Source organism: Nitrospira sp. (assembly GCA_035968315.1).
In the GTDB taxonomy this organism is placed as follows: Bacteria; Nitrospirota; Nitrospiria; order Nitrospirales; family Nitrospiraceae; genus Nitrospira_D.
The window spans coordinates 193,976-215,541 of the sequence record JAVYIN010000003.1 but is presented as its reverse complement, the minus strand read 5'-3'; the positions used below and the strand labels follow the sequence as shown (position 1 = coordinate 215,541).

Annotated in this window: 19 protein-coding genes; 17 read left to right on the top strand and 2 right to left on the bottom strand. The window is 59.2% G+C overall.

Annotation, left to right across the window (positions count from 1 at the left end; genetic code table 11):
• Nucleotides 1–156 precede the first annotated feature (156 nt).
• The 13 genes from RI101_02975 to RI101_02915 all read left to right on the top strand — a co-directional run bounded on the left by RI101_02975 (nt 157) and on the right by RI101_02915 (nt 13,803).
• Nucleotides 157–1,155 (top strand): hypothetical protein, encoded by a 999-nt coding sequence (locus RI101_02975; GenBank protein MEC4889002.1) that lies wholly within the window; start codon nt 157–159, stop codon nt 1,153–1,155.
• An 11-nt stretch (nt 1,156–1,166) separates the two neighbouring features.
• Nucleotides 1,167–1,763: a 4Fe-4S binding protein gene (locus RI101_02970; protein ID MEC4889001.1), complete on the top strand. Its 597-nt coding sequence runs from the start codon at nt 1,167–1,169 to the stop codon at nt 1,761–1,763.
• 231 nt (nt 1,764–1,994) lie between these two features.
• Nucleotides 1,995–2,969: a molecular chaperone TorD family protein gene (locus RI101_02965; protein ID MEC4889000.1), complete on the top strand. Its 975-nt coding sequence runs from the start codon at nt 1,995–1,997 to the stop codon at nt 2,967–2,969.
• A gap of 87 nt (nt 2,970–3,056) precedes the next feature.
• Nucleotides 3,057–4,010 carry an ethylbenzene dehydrogenase-related protein gene (locus RI101_02960; protein MEC4888999.1) on the top strand — a complete coding sequence of 318 codons (954 nt, stop codon included), beginning with the start codon at nt 3,057–3,059 and terminating at the stop codon, nt 4,008–4,010.
• Nucleotides 4,011–4,277: 267 nt separating this feature from the next.
• On the top strand, nt 4,278–6,050 hold the full coding sequence (locus RI101_02955; GenBank protein ID MEC4888998.1) for a radical SAM protein: 1,773 nt from the start codon (nt 4,278–4,280) through the stop codon (nt 6,048–6,050).
• Nucleotides 6,051–6,144: 94 nt separating this feature from the next.
• The gene (locus RI101_02950; protein ID MEC4888997.1) at nt 6,145–7,263 is read left to right on the top strand and encodes a hypothetical protein; all 1,119 of its coding nucleotides are present in this window, start codon (nt 6,145–6,147) and stop codon (nt 7,261–7,263) included.
• A gap of 59 nt (nt 7,264–7,322) precedes the next feature.
• On the top strand, nt 7,323–8,105 hold the full coding sequence (locus tag RI101_02945; GenBank protein MEC4888996.1) for a tetratricopeptide repeat protein: 783 nt from the start codon (nt 7,323–7,325) through the stop codon (nt 8,103–8,105).
• A 25-nt stretch (nt 8,106–8,130) separates the two neighbouring features.
• Nucleotides 8,131–8,418, top strand: coding sequence for a twin-arginine translocase TatA/TatE family subunit (gene tatA, locus RI101_02940; protein MEC4888995.1), 288 nt, complete (start codon nt 8,131–8,133; stop codon nt 8,416–8,418).
• Nucleotides 8,419–8,460: 42 nt separating this feature from the next.
• Nucleotides 8,461–9,714: a hypothetical protein gene (locus tag RI101_02935; protein ID MEC4888994.1), complete on the top strand. Its 1,254-nt coding sequence runs from the start codon at nt 8,461–8,463 to the stop codon at nt 9,712–9,714.
• A 67-nt stretch (nt 9,715–9,781) separates the two neighbouring features.
• A complete protein-coding gene (locus tag RI101_02930; GenBank protein ID MEC4888993.1) occupies nt 9,782–10,603 on the top strand; it encodes an ethylbenzene dehydrogenase-related protein in 822 nt (273 codons plus the stop codon).
• Between the two features lie 161 nt (nt 10,604–10,764).
• Entirely contained in the window at nt 10,765–11,199 is a 435-nt protein-coding gene (locus RI101_02925; GenBank protein ID MEC4888992.1) for a PDZ domain-containing protein, read from the top strand.
• Nucleotides 11,200–11,208: 9 nt separating this feature from the next.
• Nucleotides 11,209–12,501: a multiheme c-type cytochrome gene (locus RI101_02920; protein MEC4888991.1), complete on the top strand. Its 1,293-nt coding sequence runs from the start codon at nt 11,209–11,211 to the stop codon at nt 12,499–12,501.
• A 54-nt stretch (nt 12,502–12,555) separates the two neighbouring features.
• The gene (locus RI101_02915) at nt 12,556–13,803 is read left to right on the top strand and encodes a multiheme c-type cytochrome (GenBank protein ID MEC4888990.1); all 1,248 of its coding nucleotides are present in this window, start codon (nt 12,556–12,558) and stop codon (nt 13,801–13,803) included.
• 74 nt (nt 13,804–13,877) lie between these two features.
• Here the strand turns inward: RI101_02915 and RI101_02910 are convergent, their stop codons facing one another.
• A complete protein-coding gene (locus tag RI101_02910) occupies nt 13,878–14,132 on the bottom strand; it encodes a hypothetical protein (GenBank protein MEC4888989.1) in 255 nt (84 codons plus the stop codon).
• Between the two features lie 315 nt (nt 14,133–14,447).
• Here RI101_02910 and RI101_02905 point away from each other — a divergent pair, with 315 nt between their 5' ends.
• From RI101_02905 to RI101_02890, 4 genes are all read left to right on the top strand, one after another.
• Complete coding sequence (locus RI101_02905; GenBank protein MEC4888988.1) at nt 14,448–16,502, top strand: sodium-translocating pyrophosphatase; 2,055 nt, start codon at nt 14,448–14,450, stop codon at nt 16,500–16,502.
• 188 nt (nt 16,503–16,690) lie between these two features.
• The gene (locus RI101_02900) at nt 16,691–16,888 is read left to right on the top strand and encodes a ubiquitin-like protein Pup (protein MEC4888987.1); all 198 of its coding nucleotides are present in this window, start codon (nt 16,691–16,693) and stop codon (nt 16,886–16,888) included.
• Nucleotides 16,889–17,095: 207 nt separating this feature from the next.
• Nucleotides 17,096–18,790, top strand: coding sequence for a single-stranded-DNA-specific exonuclease RecJ (gene recJ / locus RI101_02895; GenBank protein MEC4888986.1), 1,695 nt, complete (start codon nt 17,096–17,098; stop codon nt 18,788–18,790).
• 6 nt (nt 18,791–18,796) lie between these two features.
• Nucleotides 18,797–20,974, top strand: a complete 2,178-nt coding sequence (locus RI101_02890) for a bifunctional (p)ppGpp synthetase/guanosine-3',5'-bis(diphosphate) 3'-pyrophosphohydrolase (GenBank protein ID MEC4888985.1) — start codon at nt 18,797–18,799, stop codon at nt 20,972–20,974.
• Between the two features lie 5 nt (nt 20,975–20,979).
• Here the strand turns inward: RI101_02890 and RI101_02885 are convergent, their stop codons facing one another.
• Nucleotides 20,980–21,447, bottom strand: coding sequence for a DUF192 domain-containing protein (locus tag RI101_02885; protein ID MEC4888984.1), 468 nt, complete (start codon nt 21,445–21,447; stop codon nt 20,980–20,982).
• Between the last annotated feature and the right edge of the window lie 119 nt (nt 21,448–21,566).

The window sequence follows — 21,566 nt, the reverse complement described above, 5'->3', positions numbered from 1 at the left end:
CTTTTCAGGCCAGTATACTCCGGTCGAATCTGAACGATCGTAAGAGATGCTCAGCAGCCAAGTCAAGGTGGCTCCAGCCGCCGGTAACGAGGCTCCGAGAGGCTCGGCTGGTGCTCCGGTTCGATCTGACGCAACCCCAACGCTTCGAGGCTTCCAATGGAAATCAGGTTTCAGCCCGCATTGCTCCAAGAGGTCATTGACTCCTTTGTGGAAAAGACGGAACGCGAGGGCGATCCGACCTATTATAAGGAGTTCCATGAGTATGCCGATCCGATCTACGAGAAGTTTATGCTGGAGGATCGGGAAGGGGAGTTCAAGAAGCTCTATCAGTATCTGTTCGGCACCTGGGGGTTCTCGGACATTATCCGCGATTCGTTCAATGAGTATCCGTTGTTGAAAGACAAGGTCGGCATCGTGCTGGTCAAGGGTGTGTTGAAGGAAGACCAGGAAGGCGTCGATATTCTGCGCAAGTGGGGGTCTGTTGAGCAGGAGCTGGCCAAGCAGTTTGAGGAAAAGGGCCTGAAGGGCGTCGGTATTAAGCTGATTCCCCGCCGGTTTTACGATCCGGCCCTCACGCGCTATTGCCGCCATGAACTGATGCATATCTCCGATATGCTGGATCCGGTGTTCGGCTACGATCCCGATACGAAGGTGGGGCAGAACCCCGGAGAAGAAACGCTGATTCTCCAGCGGTACCGCGTGCTCTGGAGCGTGAGTGTCGATAGCCGGCTGAGCACGGCGGGCAAGGAACCGATGCTGAGCAAGGAAGACCGGTTCAAAGAGTTCCGGTCCTGGTACCGGAAGATTCCCCCGCCTCAGCTGAAGTCAGTGTTCGAAGGGTTGTGGCAGACGTCCTATTTCACCCACTCCGAGTTGATCGAAATGTCGACTGACACGTTGCGTGTCATGGATCGCGCCGTCGATGTGGAGGGGGGAGAAGTTCCGGAGTCCGAAAATAAAGTCATGCTGATGCCGGGGTTCCCCTGTCCGTTGTGCCGTTTTCCGACCTATTCGTGGGTGGAGGATATGGGCACAAAGCTGGAGCCCTATGTGCTGGACTTTATCCGGGAAAATCATCCGGGGTGGGACATCGAGTACGGCGCCTGCGATCGCTGTGTAGAAGTATATAAGCTGCGTGCAGACGGCGTCATGTAGGTTGCGCGCATATGGCTTCCGATCCATCATACGGGCGGCGTGATTTTCTGAAGGACTCCGTCCTGTCTGTGGCCAAGGCCGCCCAGGAATTCTCCAAGCAGACCGAGGTGACGCCGGAAGTCTCTGCGCCGGTCTTGCGCGCGGATTGGTTGCGCCCGCCCGGCGCGGTTGAAGAAGCGCTGTTTCTGGATCGTTGCACCAAGTGTGGCGATTGCGTGAAGGCGTGTGATCCGGGCGCGATCGTATGTCATCCGGCGGATGGGTTGCCGATTCTCTATGCAGACCAGTCGCCCTGCCTGCTTTGTGAGGATCTGCCCTGCGTCGCTGCCTGTGCGGAGGAGGCGCTGGAGCCGGTTAGCCATGTGCGGGATGTCCGGATGGGCAGTGCCGTGGTCACGCATCGGCTCTGTACCGCTGGCCAGGGTTGCCACGCCTGCGTCTCCAGGTGTCCGGTCGATGCGTTGGCGATGGATTTCGGCGAGATGCGATTAGTGATTTCACACGAGCGGTGCGTCGGCTGCGGCATTTGTGAGCATGTGTGCAAGACGGTGAACGATCATGTTGCCATACGGGTGACGCCGGCCAGGCAGATGGCCGGTTTGTGGTAAAAAGTCAAGACAGGATTTGAACGTGACTGTCTGAAAATCATGAAATTCGCAGCGATTGAAAGAGGAAATTTGTTCGTTCGATTTTGCTGGTTCGCGCAGGAGTTCTTGCTTGACATCCAGAGGACCTTTACCTATCATACGCAGGCCCGTGAAGGTAGTGTGTGCAGTTAGTGCGGGACTTGTGTGAGCTGTGAGGCCTGGGTTGAGTCTGACATCCAGGAGACAATTGCCATGACGAGTAAACAACCGGTGCAGAGCGCAACAACCACGGCTGCTGCCGTTATTCCGACTACCCCGACCATTAAAGATTCCCCCGCCGTCGAGCGAGCCCTGAACCGCAGCAAGCTCTATCTCTTGATCTCCTGGAGCCTTTTGTATCCAGAAGACGAGGAATTTCTTGACTATCTGCAGTGCGGGGAGTTCGTTGAGGATGGCCGTGCCGCGCTGGACGCCTTGCAGGCTGCGCTGGACGCGAATCAGGGTGGCGACCGCGCGAAGCAGAAGCTGGCGGCGCTGAAGAAGCAGCTCGATCATATTGAAAAGCTCATTGCGACCGAATGTGTGAACTGGCAGTTGAGCGATCTCCAGTCGGAGCACCGGCGGGTGTTTAGCAATGTCATTACGCTCGATTGTCCTCCTTACGAGACCCTGTTCGGCAACGACCACGTCTTTGCGCAATCGCACACCATGGGCGACATCGCGGGATTCTACAAGGCCTTCGGTGTCGAGCTGTCGAAGGATATCCACGAGCGTCTCGACCACCTGAGCGTCGAATTTGAGTTCATGCATTTCCTCGCTTACAAAGAGTCGTATTCGCGGTGTCACGACGGGGCCGAGAAGACGCAGATCGTCGTCGATGCGCAAAAGAAATTCGTTAAAAACCATATCGGCCGGTGGGTTCCGCTGTTTTGCCGCATGTTGACGAAGAAGTCGGATTCGGGCCTCTTCAAAATCGTGGCCGATATGACGTCCGATTGGATGGAGTTTGAGACCGCCTTCCTGGGTGTGACACCGCAGCCTTATACGGAAACCGATTATCGTCCGGCCACCTTCAATTCGCCGGAAGGCCAGACCTATGAGTGCGGTGCGCAGGACCAGGGCAATGAGTTGAGCATGCTCCTGAACGAAGTCGGGGCGCAGTCGTTCATGGACGTGAAGGACAAGGAGAAGGATAAAGAGGAGGGTGGACCGGTCGGAACTGCGTAAGTTCCGTGCAATTATTTTCAGTTTTCTAGTCGGCAGTCATATTGGGCGATGTCATTAATCATTTAATTGAGAGGAGGGGTTAGTCGTATGAGAGTTGTGCAGACGACCAACAAGAAATTGGTGTTTGGCATTCTTCTCTCTGCCCTCGTTGTCGGCGTGATGCTGACGATCGGGCAAGTCCCATTGGCCGTAAGCCAGCCGGTGACCATCCCGGCGAAGGCGGTCAAGGGCCCGATTCCCATGGATGGCGCAAATCCCGTGTGGGAGAGCGTTCCTGGTGTCGTGGTTCCTTTGAGCGGTCAGCTGATCACCACCCCGATGCACCCGAACATCTCCGTGAAGTCGATGTTCGTCAAGGCCATGAGCAATGGCAAGGAGCTTGGGTTGCGGGTGGAGTGGAGCGATCAGACCAAGAACGATACGGCCATCGGTCCGCAGGATTTCCGTGACCAGGCCGCGATCATGTTCCCGGTGAACACAGCCGGTGCGCCGCCCTTCCAGTGCATGGGCCAGTCTGGCGGAACCACCAACATCTGGCGGTGGAACGCGGAATGGCAGAAGGACTTGGGCAAGGACAGCGCTGGTATGTGGGATGTGGACGATCAGTATCCCGGCATTTTCTGGGATTACTACTTTGAAGAGCCGGCTGGCGGCGTGACCTATCCTGACCGGATCGGTCGGAGCCTTGGGCCCTTCAACTCAGGCATTTGGTCCGGTAACATCATGTCCGATCCGACGCTCCGTGTGAGCTCGGTGGAAGACCTGAATGCCAACGGATTCAGCACCTTGACCACCCAGGCCCATCAGGATGTGATCGGGAATGGCGTGTGGGAGCCGTCAGGTTCCGTCAAGGGCGGTGGATACACTGGTCCGACATGGCGCGTGGTCATCAAGCGCAGCCTGGAGACCGGCGATGCCAACGATACGCAATTCAAGGCGGGGATGTCTGTGCCCATCGCGTTTGCGGTGTGGGATGGGAACAACATCGAGCGCAACGGTATGAAGGCGCTCTCCACCTGGTTCACGCTCAAGCTTCCGTGAGCGAACCGGTCTCTGGAGAGACCAGCGTTCTTCGCTAAGGCGTCGAGCGTCGTGAAATAGAGGGGCCCCGGGTCGGCGTCACGTGAGTGGCGAAATGATCCGGGGCTTCTTCTTTTGGCGATCCGTTCGCGCAGCCAGTCAGGCCTGTTCTCCGTGGAAGATGGGACGGGAGACAGGGTTGCAATTGGCAAATGGGGGAGTGTATAAACGAACGATCAAACCACTCGAAACTATCTGATTTTCCGAAGATATTAGAAAGTGTCTTCCATGAAAGTTTCGTTGCTTTTCCCTCCGACGTGGCATCCCTCGCAGCCCTATCTCAGTCTCCCATCATTGACCGGATTTCTGCATCAAGCCGGGGTGACGAACGTCTCCCAGCGGGATCTTGGCATCGAATTGCTGGATCAGGTGCTGACGAGGTCTTTCGGGGTCGAAGTTCACCAGCAATTGCTGGACAAGCAACGAGCGCTTGAGCGGAGCCAGTCCGGAGATACCGGTCCTGGGAGCCGGGAGCATTACGCGAAGGTCGTCGAATCACTGGATCGGTTCTCCTACCTCATTGATCGCGTGGAGCTGGCCAAAGAAACGCTGCGGGGCGAAGGGTTTTACGACCTGGATGCCTATCGAGGCAGCCTTTTCATGATCGATAAATGGCTGGAGCTGATTTCTTCCGTCTATTTTCCGACCAGGCTGACGGTGGTTGATAATCAGTTCAGCAACTATTCCATCTATTCCTCGAAAGACCTCATGAAGGTCATTCGGGATGAGGCGCAAAACCCGTACATTAGCCTCTTCCGTGATCGGTTCATCCCGTCGATCGTGGGCGATCGTCCGGATATCATCGGCGTGTCGATTACCGCCACCTCACAGATCATCCCTGGGCTGACTTTGTGCCGTTTGATCAAAGAAGCCGCACCGGATCTGCATGTGACGATTGGTGGCAGCATTTTCACGCGTTTGGTGGACAACATCAGGCGGTGCCCAAGCTTGTTCGACCTTGCGGATGATATCGTGGTGTTTGAGGGCGAAACGGCGCTGCTGGAGCTGGTGAATCAGATGGCCGGCAAAAAGGATTTCAGCAGGGTGCCGAATCTGATTTACCGTCAGAACGGGAAAATTACGGTTAATCAGCCCTTCTATTCCGAAAATGTGAATCAATTGCCCGCTCCGAATTACGACGGATTCCCCCTCGATAAATACTTGTCGCCGGAGCCGGTGCTGCCGGTGCAATTCTCTCGCGGGTGTTACTACAAGGACTGCGCCTTTTGCGCGCTGACGCTCGACCACCAGAATTTCAGGCAGAAGGATCCGGGGCGCACGATCGAAGAATTGGAATGGCTCAAGCAGCGGTACGGGGCGCAGTATTTCTTCTTCACCGACGAATGTTTTGCCCTGGCGCCGACCAAACGGCTCTGCCAGCAAATGGTCGAGCGCAAGCTGGACATCAAGTGGACCTGCGAGATGCGGTTTGAAAAGAATCTGTCGCGCGAATTGCTGGCGTCGATGCGGGATGCCGGCTGTCTCAAGATCGTATTCGGGCTGGAATCGTTCAACCAGCGCATCATGGATTTCATGAAGAAGGGCATCAAGCAGGAGTGGGTGCGGCGCATCGCCGACGACTGTGTGGATTTGGGCATCGCCGTCCATTGCTATATCATTGTGGGTTTCCCCACCGAGAAAGAAGAAGAAGCGCTGGAAACGATGAACTTTGTCGTGGAAAACAAGAAGCTGCACGAATCGTTCGGCTTCTCCTGCCAGCCCTGCCTCTTCGATCTTGAAAAAGAGGCGCCGATCATGAGCGATCCCGGCGGGTACGGCATCCGCCGCATCATGCGGCCGTCGGCGGAGGACCTCAGCTTGGGGTTCTTCTACGAAGTGCAGGAAGGGATGACGCCGGAGCAGTCGGAGAAACTGTACCAGTATGTCTATGAACGGATCAGCGAAGTGGTGTGCGAACTGCCGTTCAACTATTCAATGGCGGACGGCTTGCTGTATATCGCCCGGGAGAAGCAGGCGCCGCAACCGATCGGTTCCTCGTAGGCCGAGAGAGCGGCCAAGTACCCGGTCGATCCGGCATTGACCTCGTTTTTTTTCGACGGCTATAATCCGGCGTGATTCAGGCGGAGCGCATGCGATGAAGATTGCGACGATGGGAGAGCGGCTCACGGGCAGGGTGAGCGATTATGGCCCGCTCTTCGAGTATACGGTCAAGCTCGTCCTCCTGACGTCCTTTCTCGAGCTGGTGCTGTATCGCCTGGTCTCGCGGCTGGGCATGCACCTCAGCAAGTTGGCCGTGGCCCATCCGTGGATTACCCCGACCTTTAGTACGCTCACTGAAATCGGAACGTGGTTGCTCAATATTGTGGCGATCCTCCTGTTTCTCGCCTTGATCGTGACCATGGTCAATCGGGGGGTGGGGCCCGATACCAGCCGGGTATCCAAGGTAGCGATGGCCTGCGCCGCGCTGCTTTTACTTCTTACGGCGGGGTTTTTAGTAGTCCCTCCAGGGATGGTGGGCTCCCTGGTGTACAACGGAATTGCATTTGTGACCCTGGTGTTGCTGATGGCCGAGTACCTCGCGACCCATCAGGGCCGCGCGCAGCGGATATTGGGTCTGACGTTCGCTGTCGGGATATCGGGCTGGCTGTACTATCAGATCGTCTCCACGGCCTACAGCGTGGCAGGCACGGTGGCGGCGCCGCCATTCGTCTATGAAGCGCATCGCATCGGCGAAGGACTGATGGTCCTGGCGAGTTATCTCACCTTCGTGGCGTATGGCCAGGGGCTCTCGCTCCGCACGAAGAACCGCCGCCAGCGCAACCGGGCCATCTGGTTCTGGGGCACGACGGGGATCATTTTCACGACCTTGATCTTTACCGACTATCTTCTCGGGCTGTATGATCCGGCCATGGCCTCTGCGGTGCGCCAGGCATCGCAGGGGATCGGGTGGATTTTCCAGTTCGGCATGGGCTATACCTTCTATCTCCCGTTTGCGATTTACATGGGAGGGTTGCTCTGCTGGTCCTACACGGTGATCAAGCTGCTCAATATGGGGCGGCTGGCCGGGTATGGCATCGGGCTCATGTTCATCGCCGGGTATGCGTTGCTGTTTTCCAATCTGACGTTGATGGTGATTCTCGGAGTGATGTTGTTGACGCTTGATCGGGCCAAGCCGGTGGCTGCGGAATCGGCGGTGCCGACGGAGAGTCCGTTGGTAGGCTCGTCGGATGGACTGGTGACGGAACAGGTTTAACCCTCAGCACAGACACACAAGGTACACGTATGGACACAACGAAGCCGACATCTGAACCAATGCCTGCTGCCACTGCCCTGGATCCGGGAGATCAGCCGCTCTCTCCGGACGAAGAAATCGTCGAAATCGAGAAGCTGCTGGCGACCGAGCCGGACGATTTTCAGGCCCGCTGCCGGCTGGGCGAGCTGTACTTCAGCAAGGGGCGTCTCGACGATGCGCTGGCCGAGGTCAAGAAGTCGATCGAGATGGCCGAGGGTCTGCGCGCGGAAATGAACCGGTCGCTGGCGATGTACTACTCGAATCTCGGGACCATCTACGCCACCAAGAATATGGCCGACGAGGCGGAGGCCGAGTTCAAGCATGCCCTCGAAGTCTTCCCCCACGACGTGCTGTCGTTGTTCAATCTTGGCCGCGTCTATGCGGACAAGAAGAAGTACATGGAAGCCAAGGACTACTACGAGCGGCTGGTCGAAATTACGCCGGAGGATCCGATCGCCTGGTACAATCTGGCCGGGGTCTATATCGAGCTGGATAATCCGCAGGTGTCGGATTACAACACGATCGATATGGGCATTCAGTGCTATCTGCGGACCTTGGAGCTGGAGCCCAGGCATTTGGAGGCCAGCTTCAAACTGATGGAAATCGCGCTGAATCATAAGAAGACGGATTTGGCGATCAAGGTCATGGAAAGCGCCGTCGAGCACAACCCCGACGAGCCGCTGGCCTATTACAACCTGATCAGCGTGTACGACAAGTGCAAGATGTTCGAGCAGGCTGAAGAGGCCCGCAAACGGCTGAAAGAGCGATTCGCGAAGAAAGCCAAAGAAAGTTCCGCATCCTGATTTACCCCTCACGAAGGAGTCCATCATGTTTGGGAGTCTTGGATTTACAGAGTTGATTCTCATCCTTGTGATCGTGTTGATCATTTTCGGCGCGGGCAAGCTGCCGCAGCTCGGAGAAGGATTGGGCAAGGCCATCAAGGGCTTCAAGAAGTCCGTGCACGAAGCCGACGCCATCGAGGCCGAGGCGCAGGCCCAAGCGCAAGCCGCGCAGCAGCAAGCCGCGGCGCCGGCTCAGGTCATCACGGCCGCGCCCGCACAGGCGATCACGGTCGATCAGTCGGCCGCCGTCGCGCAGCCGGCTACGCGCGCCTAACCGACAGCAACACGGCGGCGGCCAGACGCACGAAGGATGGGCATGGACACAGAACTGCAGTTGGCAGGCGGGTACATCGAAACCTTTGCAGGCAACGGGAAGGCCCGCAGCACCGGTGACGGCAAGCGGGCGGTGAAGGCCGGGATTCCGCTTCCCCACCACGTGGCGCTGGACAAAGAGGAGAAGTGGCTCTACTTTGCCGAGTCCGGGTCCGATCGCATTCGCCGCATCAATCTCCAAGAGGGCACGCTGCACAATTTCGCCGGCATCGGCGAAACCTGTTATAGCGGCGACGAGGGCCCTTGCGGTGAAGCCGGTTTGTATCTGCCGCTTGATGTCGCCTTCGATTCACAGAACCATCTCTATATCTGCGATTCCGGGAGCAACCGGATCCGAAAAGTGGATCGGGACACCGGCATCATCACGACCGTGGTCGGCACCGGCCAGCATGGATTCAACGGGGACGGTCCGGCGCTTGAGGTGAATCTCACGTGGCCGGCCGCGATTGCCTTCGACCGCGACGATGTCATGTATATCGCCGATACTCAGGCCCATAAAGTCCGGCGCTACGATCCCAAGACCGGGATGGTCACCACCATTGCCGGAACGTGGACCGCCGAGGATGAATCCCGTGAACAGCCCCTGGTAGCCCGCAACCTCGTGGTGCTTTCCGGCGATGCAATCGGCATCGATTTTAGTGATGATCATGGATGGCTGATGCCGGTGTGCTCGGACGGGCTGGATATGTCGATGTATCTGGACGACGGCAAGCCGGCGATCGAGGCCCGGCTCTATGACGTGGTCGGCATTGCGGTGAACAGCCACGGCGACGTGCACATCGTCGATAAGGGCAGCAATCGCGTGCGGAAGATCGACGCCCGCACCGGGATTATCTCGACGGTGGCCGGAGTCTGCCGCTACGGATTCGACGGCGACGACAAGCCGGCCATCCGGGCCATGCTGCATGCCCCGGAAGCCGTCGTGTTCGACCAGCAGGACAATCTCTACGTCTCCGATACCATGAATCACCGCGTGCGCAAAGTGGACGCGCAGACAGGCCTCATTACGACGGTCGCCGGGAATGGCGACAGCGGCTACGAAGACAAGAATATGGGGGGCTGCGGCGCCGCCCGCTTCGTGGCGAAAGAATCCGCCGGCACAGTGAAGCATGGAGACGGCTTGTTGGGCGTGGAAGCGGTGGTGAACTCGCCCGTCGGCCTGGCGCTGGATTCGCAAGGCCACCTCTATATGTGCGAGCGCGGTGAAAACAAGATTCGCCGGGTGAAGCTTCCGTAAGGGTGTGTGCGAGCAGGCAACCATCTCGACGGATGCCGTCGAGTTACCGACCTCCTGCATGGTGCGAATGACGACTCTCAATCGCTCCCGTCCGCTCCTGTTTGCTTTTCTCGCAAGTCTCCTGGTGATCGGCATCGTCCTGGGCGGATGGGGCATCCCTTTGGTCAGTTCGGAAGGGATGATTATCCGGTCCCATCTGGTCGAGGGTGAGCTGCCATCGGCGCCCGAAGATGCCGCCTGGACCAAAGTGCCGCCCATGACCCTGCCGCTCAGCGGACAGGTCATCACCCGTCCGGTCTGGCCAGAGCCCACGGCACGGGCACTGACGGTCCGGTCTATCCATAACGGCACAGAGATCGCCTTTCTGCTGGAATGGCAGGACAATACGAAAAACGACCGTCTGACGCCGGGCACGTTCCGGGATGGCGTGGCGATCGGCCTCCCGCTCGGCGATGCCCCCGCCTTTTTCTGCATGGGGCAGTTGGATCACTACATCAATATCTGGCATTGGAAAGCGGATTGGCAGAGCGACATCGACCGGCGCGCCGCGCGCCAATCGGAAAAAAAGGAGGGCGGTGTCCGCACGTTCGAAGTCATTCCCCGCCGGGTCTCGTCGGTGGAAGACTTGATCGGCGGCGGATTCAGTACCCTGACCACCAAAGAAAAGCAGGGGCGTATTCAAGGGAAAGCCCAATGGAAAGACGGCGTCTGGCATGTGGTGATGCGCCGCCCGCTGTCGAGTGAAGAGCAGGAGAACGAGGCGAAGCTGATTCCGGGCCGGGTGCAGACCATTTCGTTCGCCGTCTGGAATGGAGAGAATAAAGAGCGGAACGGACAGAAATCCGTGGCACCGTGGTTTCAGCTCGCGATCGATCCGGTGAAGCTTTAGCAGGATGCTGAAAAAGTCCGCCAGCAGCGTTCTCAGGAATCGTGAAACGTGAGGCGTGAAAGGTGAAACGAGGGGAAGTCCCGAGTTGCGGCCTTGCTGGACGGCCATGTTGAGCATCCTGCGGACTGGTAATGATGAAAGTTCTAGGAGTGATGTCCTGCATGTCCTTTGCGCGTGGTTGGGGCGGAGCGATGGTGCTGGTTGCGTTGCTCGGCTTGGCTGAGGTGGCGCAGGCTGGTACCGCGGCGCCGGCGATGACAGAAGAAGAGGCCGCACGGCTGGGGGAAGAGTTCGGCATCGTCGTGGGGGCCGTCGATGAAGAGATTCAAAAAGAGTTGAAGCTGCCTGCCCCTCAAGGCGTGGCGGTGTTCGAAGTGATCGGGAATTCCCGTGCCGACTATGCGGGCATCAAGGTGCGGTCCGTTATCAAGGAAATCGACAAGCATGAAATCCGAAACATGGCGGACTTCGGCCAGGCGATCAAGAAGGCGATGAACGAGTGCAATTTTACCGTCGGGACCTACGAGCCGGGCGATCCGGGCGATCCGGTGGGATGGGGAGTGAACTTTCATTTCGTAGGCTGTAAGCGGGACTAGGAACGAATGATGCCGATACGACGACTGGCAGCCTGGCTCTTCTTGCTGCTTGCCATTTGGCTGCAGGCGCTGCCTCACGAGCGGGCGATTGCGCAGAAAGCCGATGGCCAGGCTCCGGCCGAATGGGTCGCGGAGATCGAGAAGGTCTTTATCCGCTCCGAGGATTGCAAACAATGCCACGATCGCCACTATGAAGAGTGGAAAGGCGTGCGTGAGCAGACGCCGGATCTGAAAACCTTCGGCCGGGTCGATGCGGCTCTCCTGCACGGCACGGCGCTGGAGTCCCCCGTCTTTCGCACCGTGTTAGGCGTCTGGATGCAGACGAATCCCACGCTCGATGAGCGCCGGCGCTGCCTTGCGTGCCATGTTCCTTCGACCACGGTCTTCCCCCAGCATGTCGAAAAAATTACGGCGCAGGTCCTGGCCGGGAAACCGCAGGTTGAAGGCATCGGCTGCGCCTCCTGTCACATGATCAATGCAGTGGAGAAGACGCCAAGTTCTCCGCCGACCTTCAAGCTCTCGCCGGGGGCGGCCATGTATGGTCCCTTTGCGGATCCGGAAGAAAATCTGGTCCATGTCGGCGTGCAGTCGGAGTTGTTCCGTGGCGCGAACTTCTGCGCCTCCTGCCACTTCGATAAAGTGAAGGACGTGACCCAAAAGGAGTTGCCCGGAGAAATTTTGCAGGGAACCGTCTGTCAGGATTGCCACATGGAGCCCTCGACGGGCAGTTCGACGTCCAGGCGCGGGTCGATGACCCGTGCGATCGGCCGGCACTGGTTCAGAGGCGTTGTCATTCCGGGAACGCTCTTGAAGAATCGGAACTTGCAAGCTGAATGGATGCCGCGGGTCGATATCGATGTGGCCAAGTCGAGCGGTGTCCTGGAGGGCACCGCGCTGGTCAAGGTGGGCAGTTTGCCGCATAGTTTCCCGGACGGCGATCCGGTGTTGAAACAGTTCATGCTGACGATCACCGTCAAGGATGCGCAGGGCAAGGTGCTGGGCGAAGACACGAAACGCTTCGGGTTGCCCTATGACAAGATTCTCCGTGGCCCGATCCCCGATCCCTTCATCAAGGGCGGCAACACCCGCAAAGTGCCCTTCACGCTGCCGCTTGCGGCCGGTGCCGCGCCGGCGACGGTGGAAGCCGTGCTGAATTATGCGTTGATCCCAACTCCTGAACCGGCCTTGCGCGACAAGTACCTGGCCACGCTGGGAAGCGACAAGGAGCGGGACGAGGCCAAGAAGGTGCTCGACGAATATACCCAGCCGCGCCTGCTGACCTATCGGGCCAAGACGCTCTAGCCCAGTGACAAGCGATGGGTGATGCGTGAGGGGTTCGGCCGTAAGGAAATTGGAATGGAGCAAATCGTGAAAGCCGGCAAGCGATGGAATCTGTTTGTGGGATTGCTGTCGATGGCGGTGGCGGTGCTGAGCGTCGTGTTTGTCGATGCCCCATCGGCGCAGGATGCGAAGTCGCAGGCGGTGATCGAAAAGGCGTTCCCGAATTCCGGCAAGTGCAAGCGCTGCCACGAGCGCGTGTTCGAAGAGTGGGAAACCTCGCCTCTCTCCAAGTCGATCCATTCAGCCGCGTTCCGGGCTTCGCTTGATGCCTATCTCAATTCCTCTGCGGGCAAGGACAAAGCGCTCTGTTTCCGCTGCCATGCGCCGCATGTGCGCGAGTTTCCCGATCAGGCCCAGCTCTTTGTCGATCAAGCCAAGTCGGGCGAGCCGTCGCTCGATGGGGTCGCCTGCGCCCAGTGCCATTTGATCAAGCAGGTCGATCGCGCCAAGCATCCGCCGGAGCCGAAATACGAACTGGGCAGCAAGACTCTCTACGGGCCTTACAAGGATTTTGTGCAGAACCTGGCGCATCAGTCGATGGAGTTGGGCCTGTTTCAGAAATCCGATCTCTGCCTGAACTGCCACCAATCCGTGCCGTCAGCCGTGAATCTGGGGAAGGCCAACGATCTGCTGGGGAGCTGGGATCAGAGCAAGGCCGTGAAGTCCGGCAAAGAATGCCAGAGCTGCCACATGCCGGAACAGGTCGGTGAATCGGCCAATGGCGAGAAGAAGCGGAAAACGGCCAACCATACCTTCCCGGGCCGCATCGGCAAGCTGCGCCAGGAAGCGGCCAAGCTGGATGTGCAGACCAAGGTTGAGGGAGAGAAGACGACGGTGACCGTGACGGTCCAGAGCCTCGTGCCGCACAATTTGCCCACAACCCATCCGGCCTGGGCCAGCGTGGCCCTGGATTTGGATATCAAGGGCAAGAATCTGAAGACGGTGTTTACCGATAAACGTCTGTATGGGCGGGTCTATCAGGACGCCAAAGGCCAGAAGACCAACTTCGACTTCGAGGCGGTCAAGGTGCTGGAAGATACCGTCTTGAAGCCGGAAGAAACCCGCATCGAAACCTTCACCTTCCCCACGCCGAAAGACACCAAGACCTTCGACGTCGAAGTCACGCTCAACTACGCCCCAATCACTGGCCCCGCAGTATTCCTCCAGCGGGTCGAAGCCGAATCCTCAAAAGGCTCGCAAGACCCCGTCTTCCAACCTATCGATATCGTCAAGCGAACGGAAAATATTCCGGTCACGAAATAGGCGAGAGGCCAGAGCCTCCTCCTGAGGCGGGATGTTCCCCTGGCCCCTAGCCTCGTGCCTCTAGCCTGGGAGCGTTACTCAAACACAATCCGCGAGCCCGGCGATTTCATCTTGAAGATCTGCAGCGCGCTGTAGATGCCCTTGGCGGGGTGGTTGAGGATGAGGCGTGAGTTGGTGATGTGGGTATCGAGCAGTTCGTATTGCCCGCCGCTGTAGTAGAGATCGCAATCGTCGATCTGGCAATTTTTATAGACGTGATTGTCCAGCGCCAGCTTGGCCTTACTGAACGTTTGCCCGTCGATCACGATGTAGTTCGGTTCCAGTCCCATACGGCCCTCCACTCGCGCGGACTATAGCAAGTCTCTTTGGGGACTGCAAAGATGGCGTTGTATTGGCTGTCGCCATCTGCAGGTCCGTGGTGCGCTTGGAGGAGATTGGAAACGCCAACATCCAGTTTCGCCATCTTTCATCTTGATCCATTTCCACCATCTCTATAGAATGGCCCAGTTTTTCGGCTAGTTAGCGACATAGCGGCACCTGTACCACCCTGCGGACTTCTTCTCGGAATGGTCCTTCGGATGGGTTGAAGGCCACGGGGTAGTGAGCGACATTCAACGGTCGTTTAACCACTAGGAGGGGAACCCGTGAGCGACTCAGCCATCATTTCCTTTGCATTGATTGCGGCAGTAGCGGGCATTGCCTATGGCCTGTATTTGGCGATGTGGGTGTTCAAGCTGAACGCCGGCAACGCCAAGATGCAGGAGATTGCCAAGGCCATTCAGGAAGGCGCCGGCGCCTACATGAACCGTCAGTACAAGACGGTGGGTGTGGTGGCGGCGGTGCTGTTTGTGGTGCTGTTGGGCGCCGGGGCAGTCTCGGATAAATTCGGACTCTTGACGGCGGTCGGGTTCCTGGTCGGCGCCGGCGCGTCGGCGCTGGCCGGCTATGTCGGCATGATCATCGCCGTGCGCGCGAATGTGCGGACGGCGCAGGCCGCCCACGATGGGATGAATGCCGCCTTGACGGTGGCCTTTCGCGGCGGTGCGGTGACGGGGCTCTTGCTGATCGGGTTGGGGCTGTTCGCGATTACCGGCTTCTACACGATCGCGCAGTCGATGGCCGGCCAGGAGAAGGCGATTCATGCGTTGCTTAGCCTCGGGTTCGGCGGCAGTTTGATTTCCGTCTTTGCCCGGGTGGGCGGCGGCATCTATACGAAAGCGGCGGACGTGGGCGCGGACCTCGTCGGCAAGGTCGAGGCGGGGATTCCGGAGGACGATCCGCGGAATCCGGCGGTGATCGCGGACAACGTGGGTGACAATGTGGGCGACTGCGCCGGTATGGCGGCCGACCTGTTTGAGACCTATGCGGTCACGACGGTGGCGGCGATGGTGCTGGCCTTCACGCTGTTCAAGGGCGCGAGCGCGCCGATTCTCTATCCGCTCGCGTTGGGCGGCGTCACGATCTTTGCGACGATCATCGGCATTCTGTTTGTGAAAGTGAGCCCGGGCGGCGAAATTATGCCGGCTCTGTACAAGGGCCTGTTCGTGGCCGGCGGCATTGCAGCGGTCGCGTTTCTTCCGATCACGAATATGATCATGGCCGGCGTGGGCGGCGTGAGCGGCATGAGCTACTATATTGCGGCGTTAATCGGGTTAGCGGTGACGCTGGCGCTGGTGTTTATCACTGATTACTACACTTCCAAGAGCTATGCGCCGGTGAAGGCGATTGCCAAGGCCAGCGAAACGGGGCATGCGACGAACATCATTGCCGGCCTGGCGGTGGGGATGCAGGCCACGTCCGCTCCGGTGGTCGTGATCGGGGCGGCGATTCTGACCAGTTACTGGATTTGCGGCGGCGCGGCGTCCGGCGGCTTGTATGGCGTGGCAGTGGCGGCGGTGTCGATGCTGTCAATGGCGGGTATTGTCGTGGCGATCGATGCGTTCGGTCCGATCACGGACAATGCCGGTGGGATCGCGGAAATGGCGCACCTCGGCAAGGAAGTGCGGGACATCACCGATCCGTTGGACGCGGTGGGAAACACGACCAAGGCCGTGACCAAGGGCTATGCGATCGGGTCGGCCGGATTGGCGGCGGTGGTGCTGTTTGCCGAATACGCGCGTGAGGTTGGGAAAGGGAGCGGAGAGAGCACGTTCGATCTGTCGAATCCTTCCGTGCTGGTCGGCCTGTTCTTGGGCGGCATGTTGCCGTTTATTTTCGGCGCCCTGTGCATGAAAGCCGTGGGTGAGGCGGCTGGTCTTGTCGTGGAAGAGGTGCGGAGGCAGTTCCGGACGATCAAAGGGATTATGGAAGGGACGGGAAAGCCCGAGTACGGCACCTGTGTCGATATCGTGACGCAGGCGGCCATCAAGAAGATGATGATCCCAGGGCTCATTCCGGTCATCTCACCGATCCTGGTCGGTGTGCTCCTTGGGCCGCAGGCGCTCGGTGGCGTGCTGGTCGGCAGCATCGTGACCGGCCTCTTTGTCGCCATCTCGATGACGAGCGGCGGCGGCGCCTGGGACAATGCGAAGAAGTTCATTGAGGAGCAGGGGCTGAAAGGCACCGACACGCACAAGGCGGCGGTGACCGGCGACACGGTCGGCGATCCGTACAAGGACACGGCCGGTCCGGCGATCAACCCGATGATCAAGGTCATCAACATCGTGGCCTTGCTGATCGTGTCGCTGATCGTGAAATAGCGCGATGGGCGAGACGTGCGTGACTGGGGGAACGAAGGCTCTGAGCTTGTCGCGCAAGTCCCGCCCATCGTGCTCGTCTCGCTTTCATGCTCGGCTTGACGGCTGAAAGAACCCTGGGGTAAGGTCATCGTAGGGATCACGCTGGTGCTGATCCACGAGGGTTTCCCTGATACACGGGAGGTGCTCGGATGGAGAAACAAGAGCGTAAGCAGGAGCCCAAACGAGAGCCGCAGTCCAAGGACGAGGTCAAGGCGAACCCCAAGGTCGTCGAGGCCGGCAAGAAGCTCAAAGAAGATATCGACAAGCTCGTGGACGAAATCGACGACGTGCTTGAAAAGAACGCCGAAGAATTCGTCAAGAACTACGTGCAAAAGGGAGGGGAGTAGCGGACCGTCGGTTCGCGCTCCCCTTTCTGTTTCCCGCCTATTCCTCCGTCCTCATCTCTCCGTCCGGTGCGCGTCGGTACAGGCCGAATTTCATCGCGATTGTCCGTTTTTGCACGGTTTGACAAAGGGATAGGGAGCCATTACCATCCCGATAAATTCGATCAGTGGGCTCATGTCACGGCAGCGCGCTGCCCGAAGGCGAGAATCATGTCTAAGCTCTGGGTCTTTCGCGATATCGATCCCGGCCGGCGAGCGGCCCTGGCTCAGGCCCTCTCCATCGCGCCGGCGACGGCGTCGTTGCTGCTCGCGAGGGGCGTGACGACGGCGGACGAAGCGACGGCCTGGCTTGCGCCAGTGCGCACGCACGATCCGTTTTTGATTCCCGACATCGAGGTCGCGATCGACCGTTTGCGCCAGGCGATGCAGCAGGGCGAGCGCGTCTGTTTTTACGGCGACTATGACGTGGACGGCATGTCCGCCACGAGTATCTATCTCTCCTTTTTTCGCGGCCTGGGGGCCGATGTTCGGGCCTATGTGCCGCACCGGATTCGTGAAGGTTATGGGTTGAACGAAGGCGCGATTCGCTCGCTGGCGGCGGAGGGCGTGACGCTGCTGGTCACCTCGGATTGCGGAACGACGTCCCATCGTGAAATTGCTCTGGCCAAGGAGCTCGGCATGGATGTGCTGGTCACGGACCACCATCAAACCGACGAGCAGATGCCGCCCGCCTTGGCGGTGATGAATCCTCACCGGCGCGACGCGCGCTATCCCTTTCGCGGGCTCTGTTCCGGCGGGCTGGCCTATAAAGTCGTCGATGCCTATCAGCAACGCTTTGGCCCTGGCGCGGTGCCGCTGGAGTCGCTCCTGGATCTCGTCGCCCTTTCGACGATTGCCGACGTGGTGCCATTGCAGGATGAGAATCGCGGGTTTGTCCGCGCGGGATTGCAGCAGCTCACGCGTGGATCCCGGTGCGGGATTCGCGCGCTCAAACAGGTGGCGGGCATCACGCGCGACTGTTCGGCGGAGACCATCGGTTTCAAGCTGGGGCCGCGGCTCAATGCGGCCGGACGCATGGATCATGCGATCAAGGGGGTGCAGCTCCTGACGACCGAGTCCGAGGCGGAAGCCAGGATGCTCGCACAGGAACTCGATCAACTGAACCGCCAGCGGCAGGAGCTCGAAGCGGAGATCATGCGCGAGGCCTTGGACGTCTTGGGCGAGGGCGAGATTCCTCCGGCGATCGTGCTGGGCTCGCGCCGCTGGCATTTGGGCGTGGTCGGCATCGTCGCGGCGCGGCTGGTGGAACGATTCCACCGTCCGGCCATCGTCATGGCGATTAATGAGCAGGGTATCGGCAAGGGGTCGGCCAGGACGACTCCCGGGTTCGATCTCTATCAGGGCCTGGCCGCTTGCAATGATCTTCTCGTGGCCTTCGGCGGGCATCCGAGCGCGGCGGGCATGACGATTCAGGAAGCCCGCCTGCCGGAGTTTCAAGCCCGCTTTGCGGCGGTAGTGGGGGAGTGGGCCTTGAGCGGCGATGTGACGCCGACCCTGCACCTGGATTCCGAAGTCGCGCTGGAGGACGTGAATCTGCGGCTGATTCAGGAAATCGGCAGCCTCCACCCGTTCGGCGCCGGGAATCCTGAACCGATGTTCGCGGTGAAGGGGCTGGCCATCATGGAGGCGCGGGTCGTCGGCGAGAAACATTTGAAGATGACAGTGCGGCAAGGGCGGTCGCTGCCGTTCGACAGCATCGGCTTCGGGATGAAGTCGCTCGCGGAGCAGGGGCTTTCGCTCAAGACGCCGGTCGATCTGGCCTTCACGCCCGAGCTCAACCATTGGAACGGGTACGACCGGATTCAACTGCGCATCAGGGACATGCGCGCGGCTTCCACCGGGTAGGACGCGATGGTCTACGAAACGGTCACCGACATCGATCAATTGCTCGATCGCATCCGGAGCTATCAGCCGGAGGCCGATCTGGGACTGGTGCGGAAGGCCTATGAATTCTCCGCCAAAGCGCATGAAGGACAAGTGCGCCGTTCGGGAGAACCCTATGTCCAGCATCCCGTGGCGGTGGCAGGGGTGCTGACCTTGCTCAAGACGGATGTGGCGGCCGTGGTGGCCGCGCTGCTCCATGACACGCTGGAGGACACGGTGGCGACGCCGGAGGAACTCGAGCGTGAGTTCGGCAAGGAAGTGGTGCACCTCGTCGATGGCGTGACGAAGATCGGCAAGATCACGTTCCGCAACTATGAAGAAAAGCAGGCGGAGAATTTCCGCAAGATGGTCCTCTCGATGGCCGACGATATCCGCGTCGTCATCATCAAGCTGGCCGACCGCCTGCACAATATGCGGACGCTCGAACATATGAGCGAGGCGAAGCGCCAGGAAATCTCGCAGGAGACGATGGAGATTTATGCGCCGCTCGCGAACCGGATCGGCATCGGGTGGGTCAAGAACGAGCTGGAAGACTTGTGCCTGAAGCATCTCAAGCCCGATGTGTATGAAATGCTGCGTGTGCGGGTGGCGAAGCGGGATGAAGACCGGCAGCAGTATATTCAGGAAGTGCGGGAGCTGGTCGAGAAGGCGCTGGCCGAAGCCGGATTGCCCGGCACGGTGTACGGGCGTCCAAAGCACCTGTACGGCATCTATCAGAAGATGAACAAGCAGGATATTACCTTCGAGGAAGTCTACGACCTCACGGCCTTGCGGATCATCACCGACACGAAGATGAATTGCTATGCGCTGCTCGGCGTCATCCACTCGCTGTGGCGGCCGCTGCCCGGCCGGTTCAAGGACTACATCGCCATACCGAAATCCAACCTCTATCAATCCCTCCATACGACCGTGGTCGGGCCGAAGGGCGAGCATGTCGAGTTTCAGATCCGGACGGAAGAGATGCACCGGGTCGCCGAATACGGGATTGCGGCTCATTGGAAATACAAAGAACAGGGCCGGGTGGCGGAGAAAGACAGCAAGGCGTTCGGCTGGCTCCATCAGTTTGTCGAATGGCACCAGGATTTGCCGGATAACCGGCAGTTCATGGATTCGGTCAAGCTGGATCTCTTCCATGACGTGGTCTACATCTTCACGCCGAAGGGCACGGTGAAGGAGTTGCCGAAAGGCTCCACGCCGATCGACTTTGCCTATGCCATTCATACGGAGGTCGGCGACCATTGCGTGGGAGCAAAGGTCAACGGCAAGATCGTTCCGCTGAAGCATCAGGTCGAGAGCGGTGACACGGTCGAGATTCTGACGTCTCCGAATCAGACCCCCCACAAAGACTGGCTCAAATTCGTCCGCACCTCGCGCGCGAAGACGAAGATCAAACATTGGATCAAGGCGGAAGAACAGACGCGGAGCCTGGACATTGGGCGGCGGCTGCTGGAATCCGAGCTGCGGCGGCACGGGTTCGCCCCGGCTCAGATGCTGAAGTCGGAACAGTTGGTGGAGGTGGCCCGTCAATCGGGATACGACACCCTCGACGAATTAGTCGCCGCCGTTGGATTCGGCCACATGGCCACTGCGGAGATCGTCGCCAAGCTCGCGTCTCCGGGCACGGCGGCGCCCGCGCCGCCGGCGGAGCCGGCTCTGGCGCATAAGGTCCCGGCGGGGAAGCCGGACGACAAGGGCGTGAAGGTCAAAGGCGCGCGGGATCTGTTGATGCAGCTGTCCCGCTGCTGCAATCCGGTTCCCGGCGATCGCATCATCGGCTACATCACGCGCGGGCGGGGGCTCACGATTCATTCCGTCGATTGTCCCAATCTCGAAGCGCTCGATTACGACCGGGAGCGTCTGGTGGAAGTGGATTGGGATGCGGGCACGCCGGGGATCCATGCCGTGAAAGTCTCGGTGATGGCCGTCGATAAGACGGGAGTGCTGGCCAATGTGTCGTCGGCGATTGCCGAATGTCATGCCAACATCAGCCGGGCGGAAATCACGACCCGCGAAGACCGGAAAGCGGTGCTGGATTTTGTCGTCGAGGTCAACGACACGAAACACATCAATCAGGTGCTGAAGACGATTGAACGGGTCGATGGGGTGATTTCGGCGCGGCGTATTCGGGCCTGGCAGGAAAAGTAACGGCTTTAGGGATTCGCAAACTGCAGCTTCGTGCCCTTCTCGATCTTCAGCCCATCCACCGTCCCGCCGGCAATTTCCAGCACGAACATCGCGCCCTCGTTCGGGCGGTACTGCGGGCAGGAGTCGTCGGTTCTCGTGCAGATCGGCACGTTGCGCTCAATGTGAATCACCCGCTTCTTGGCGTCCATCCAAATCAAATCGAGCGAGATCTTGGTGTTCTTCATCCAGAAGGTCCACTCCTGGGCCTGGTCGAAGAAAAACAGCATGCCGTGGTCCTTTTCCAGGTGGTCGCGGTACATTAGCCCCGTAGAGCGTTTGAGCGGGGTGTCGGCGATTTCGGCCTGGATCACGGTCCCGGACGGAGTCTGGACGCGAATCAGCGGAGAAGCGGCCGGAGCAGACAGCGCCTCTCCGGTATATAGAGCCAGGATAGCCAATAACAGGACGCCAGCGGGAAACATGCGTGACAACATGCGGGCATGGTACCGGCCAGTGGGATGTCAGTCAAGAGAAGTCTAGGGGCCCTGTTCAGAGCAGCGTGCGGGCACCGCCAGTCTTGCAATCCCGGGGAGACCTGTGCGATTCTCGGCCC

Excerpts from the sequence above, each read along its gene's own strand:
- RI101_02975 (MEC4889002.1), top strand. The coding sequence starts at position 157 with ATGGAAATCAGGTTTCAGCCCGCATTGCTCCAAGAGGTCATTGACTCC.
- RI101_02970 (MEC4889001.1), top strand. The coding sequence starts at position 1,167 with ATGGCTTCCGATCCATCATACGGGCGGCGTGATTTTCTGAAGGACTCC.
- RI101_02965 (MEC4889000.1), top strand. The coding sequence starts at position 1,995 with ATGACGAGTAAACAACCGGTGCAGAGCGCAACAACCACGGCTGCTGCC.
- RI101_02960 (MEC4888999.1), top strand. The coding sequence starts at position 3,057 with ATGAGAGTTGTGCAGACGACCAACAAGAAATTGGTGTTTGGCATTCTT.
- RI101_02955 (MEC4888998.1), top strand. The coding sequence starts at position 4,278 with ATGAAAGTTTCGTTGCTTTTCCCTCCGACGTGGCATCCCTCGCAGCCC.
- RI101_02950 (MEC4888997.1), top strand. The coding sequence starts at position 6,145 with ATGAAGATTGCGACGATGGGAGAGCGGCTCACGGGCAGGGTGAGCGAT.
- RI101_02945 (MEC4888996.1), top strand. The coding sequence starts at position 7,323 with ATGCCTGCTGCCACTGCCCTGGATCCGGGAGATCAGCCGCTCTCTCCG.
- tatA (MEC4888995.1), top strand. The coding sequence starts at position 8,131 with ATGTTTGGGAGTCTTGGATTTACAGAGTTGATTCTCATCCTTGTGATC.
- RI101_02935 (MEC4888994.1), top strand. The coding sequence starts at position 8,461 with ATGGACACAGAACTGCAGTTGGCAGGCGGGTACATCGAAACCTTTGCA.
- RI101_02930 (MEC4888993.1), top strand. The coding sequence starts at position 9,782 with ATGACGACTCTCAATCGCTCCCGTCCGCTCCTGTTTGCTTTTCTCGCA.
- RI101_02925 (MEC4888992.1), top strand. The coding sequence starts at position 10,765 with ATGTCCTTTGCGCGTGGTTGGGGCGGAGCGATGGTGCTGGTTGCGTTG.
- RI101_02920 (MEC4888991.1), top strand. The coding sequence starts at position 11,209 with ATGCCGATACGACGACTGGCAGCCTGGCTCTTCTTGCTGCTTGCCATT.
- RI101_02915 (MEC4888990.1), top strand. The coding sequence starts at position 12,556 with ATGGAGCAAATCGTGAAAGCCGGCAAGCGATGGAATCTGTTTGTGGGA.
- RI101_02910 (MEC4888989.1), bottom strand. The coding sequence starts at position 14,132 with ATGGGACTGGAACCGAACTACATCGTGATCGACGGGCAAACGTTCAGT.
- RI101_02900 (MEC4888987.1), top strand. The coding sequence starts at position 16,691 with ATGGAGAAACAAGAGCGTAAGCAGGAGCCCAAACGAGAGCCGCAGTCC.
- recJ (MEC4888986.1), top strand. The coding sequence starts at position 17,096 with ATGTCTAAGCTCTGGGTCTTTCGCGATATCGATCCCGGCCGGCGAGCG.
- RI101_02890 (MEC4888985.1), top strand. The coding sequence starts at position 18,797 with ATGGTCTACGAAACGGTCACCGACATCGATCAATTGCTCGATCGCATC.
- RI101_02885 (MEC4888984.1), bottom strand. The coding sequence starts at position 21,447 with ATGTTGTCACGCATGTTTCCCGCTGGCGTCCTGTTATTGGCTATCCTG.